Origin of the sequence: Arthrobacter sp. yr096 (assembly GCF_900108925.1) — a bacterium.
GTDB lineage: Bacteria > Actinomycetota > Actinomycetes > Actinomycetales > Micrococcaceae > Arthrobacter.
In genome coordinates, this window is the sequence record NZ_FNYI01000022.1 from 1 (window position 1) to 3,639 (window position 3,639).

Genomic DNA, 3,639 nt, shown 5'->3' on the forward strand with positions numbered 1-3,639 from the left:
GTTGTTATTTAGTTGTTGGTTCCGGCTACCCGTGGTGGGTTGTTGTTCGGGAACCACATAGTGGACGCGTGCAGTGTGTTGTGTGGTGTAAGTTGTTGGCCTATTAGTACCGGTCAGCTTCACGAGTCTTTAGTCCTCGCTTCCACATCCGGCCTATCAACCCAGTGGTCTGGCTGGGGGCCTCTCACACATTATGTGTATGGAAATCTCATCTTGAAGCGAGCTTCCCGCTTAGATGCTTTCAGCGGTTATCCCATCCGAACGTAGCTAATCAGCGATGCACTTGGCAGTACAACTGACACACCAGAGGTTCGTCCGTCCCGGTCCTCTCGTACTAAGGACAGCCCTTCTCAAATTTCCTGCGCGCGCAGCGGATAGGGACCGAACTGTCTCACGACGTTCTAAACCCAGCTCGCGTACCGCTTTAATGGGCGAACAGCCCAACCCTTGGGACCTACTCCAGCCCCAGGATGCGACGAGCCGACATCGAGGTGCCAAACCATGCCGTCGATATGGACTCTTGGGCAAGATCAGCCTGTTATCCCCGAGGTACCTTTTATCCGTTGAGCGACGGCCATTCCACAATGTACCGCCGGATCACTAGTCCCGACTTTCGTCCCTGCTTGAGATGTCTCTCTCACAGTCAAGCTCCCTTGTGCACTTACACTCGACACCTGATTGCCAACCAGGCTGAGGGAACCTTTGGGCGCCTCCGTTACTTTTTAGGAGGCAACCGCCCCAGTTAAACTACCCATCAGGCACTGTCCCTGACCCGGATCACGGGCCGAAGTTAGATGTCCAAAGTGACCAGAGTGGTATTTCAACGATGACTCCACCCGAACTGGCGTCCGGGTTTCAACGTCTCCCACCTATCCTACACAAGCCACTCCGAACACCAATACCAAACTATAGTAAAGGTCTCGGGGTCTTTCCGTCCTGCTGCGCGTAACGAGCATCTTTACTCGTACTGCAATTTCGCCGAGTTTATGGTTGAGACAGCGGGGAAGTCGTTACTCCATTCGTGCAGGTCGGAACTTACCCGACAAGGAATTTCGCTACCTTAGGATGGTTATAGTTACCACCGCCGTTTACTGGGGCTTAAATTCTCAGCTTCGCCACACAAGGTGGCTAACCGGTCCTCTTAACCTTCCAGCACCGGGCAGGAGTCAGTCCGTATACATCGTCTTGCGACTTCGCACGGACCTGTGTTTTTAGTAAACAGTCGCTTCCCCCTGGTCTCTGCGGCCCACACCCGCTCACGGAGAGCAAGTCTCCATCACGGGGCAGGCCCCCCTTCTCCCGAAGTTACGGGGGCATTTTGCCGAGTTCCTTAACCATAATTCTCTCGATCGCCTTGGTATTCTCTACCTGATCACCTGTGTCGGTTTGGGGTACGGGCGGCTAAAACCTCGCGTCGATGCTTTTCTTGGCAGCATAGGATCACCGGATCCCCCCAAACGGGAGTCCCATCAGATCTCAGGATCGTGATTCAACACACAGGAACGGATTTGCCTATCCCTGACCCTACATCCTTAGACCGGGGCAACCATCGCCCGGCCCGGCTACCTTCCTGCGTCACACCTGTTAATACGCTTACCTCCCGGGATCAGGTCCCGCGCTCGGCCAAAACCCACACACCACAAGGGTGATAGGGCAGGCTCCGGGCGGTTAGTATCCCCCGCTTGGCATGGGCGGTTTTTCGCCGGTACGGGAATATCAACCCGTTGTCCATCGACTACGCCTGTCGGCCTCGCCTTAGGTCCCGACTTACCCAGGGCAGATTAGCTTGACCCTGGAACCCTTGATCATTCGGCGGACGGGTTTCTCACCCGTCTTTCGCTACTCATGCCTGCATTCTCACTCGTGTAGGCTCCACCGCTGGTTTCCACCGCGACTTCACTGCCCACACGACGCTCCCCTACCACTCCACACCCCTGAACCACGAAGGCTAGGGTACTGTGTGAAATCCACAACTTCGGCGGTGTACTTGAGCCCCGCTACATTGTCGGCGCGGAATCACTTGACCAGTGAGCTATTACGCACTCTTTCAAGGATGGCTGCTTCTAAGCCAACCTCCTGGTTGTCTTCGCAACTCCACATCCTTTCCCACTTAGCACACGCTTAGGGGCCTTAGTTGGTGGTCTGGGCTGTTTCCCTCTCGACTATGAAGCTTATCCCCCACAGTCTCACTGCTGCGCTCTCACTTACCGGCATTCGGAGTTTGGCTGACGTCAGTAACCTTGTAGGGCCCATCGGCCATCCAGTAGCTCTACCTCCGGCAAGAAACACGCAACGCTGCACCTAAATGCATTTCGGGGAGAACCAGCTATCACGGAGTTTGATTGGCCTTTCACCCCTACCCACAGCTCATCCCCTCCATTTTCAACTGAAGTGGGTTCGGTCCTCCACGACGTCTTACCGTCGCTTCAACCTGGCCATGGGTAGATCACTCCGCTTCGGGTCTAGATCACGCCACTACACTCGCCCTATTCAGACTCGCTTTCGCTACGGCTACCCCACACGGGTTAACCTCGCGACGTAACACTAACTCGCAGGCTCATTCTTCAAAAGGCACGCCGTCACAACTACTAAGGTTGCTCCGACGGATTGTAAGCACACGGTTTCAGGTACTGTTTCACTCCCCTCCCGGGGTACTTTTCACCTTTCCCTCACGGTACTGGTCCGCTATCGGTCATTAGGAAGTATTTAGGCTTATCAGGTGGTCCTGACAGATTCGCACGGGATTTCTCGGGCCCCGTGCTACTTGGGATACTCTCCAGGCTGTACACAACATTACGGTTACGGGGCTCACACCCTCTCTGGCCGGCCTTTCAAGACCGTTCACCTATGCCTGCACCTCACCTCAACGGTCCGGCAGAACCATCACGGAAAGTCCCACAACCCCGCCCATGCAACGCCCGCCGGCTATCACACATGGAACGGTTTAGCCTGATCCGCGTTCGCTCGCCACTACTAACGGAATCACTCTTGTTTTCTCTTCCTGCGGGTACTGAGATGTTTCACTTCCCCGCGTTCCCCCCACGCACCCTATGTGTTCAGATGCGGGTCACACAATCACCTTGCAGCGTTGTGCGGGGTTTCCCCATTCGGACATCCTGGGATCAACGCTCGGTTATCAACTCCCCCAGGCTTATCGCAGATTCCTACGTCCTTCTTCGGCTCCTAATGCCAAGGCATCCACCGTGTGCCCTTAAAAACTTGACCACACAAAATGATCAAAAACTTACTCGAGAGAACCACGACCACAAGGGCCAGGTTCATTCATAAGAAATTGCTGTAGAAACACACACCACAAAGGCATGTGTCTCAGATGCTCGCGTCCACTATGTAGTTCTCAAACAACAACCCCATCAACCAGACCCCCAACCACCACAACCCACAAACAGGGCCGATAACAGTAACCAGAGGAACCGGTCGCAGGAACAAAAGAAACACCAGAAGTGCCCCCCTGCATTGCTGCAAAAAGGTCCTGTTGCCTCAGGACCCAACAGTGCGCCAAACACAACCCCCACACCCCGCACCCCAGCAACTTTCCCAACAACCCCCACACCCCACAAAAGGGACACGGAAACCGCCGTACTCGCACCAGGACACAACCGGGAAGGCCATGCCAAAAAA

Annotated in this window: 1 rRNA gene; it reads right to left on the reverse strand. The window is 54.9% G+C overall.

The annotated features are described in order from the left end of the window. Positions 1-82: 82 nt before the first annotated feature. Positions 83-3,225: ribosomal RNA gene (locus BMY91_RS22865) — 23S ribosomal RNA — on the reverse strand. Positions 3,226-3,639 lie beyond the last annotated feature (414 nt).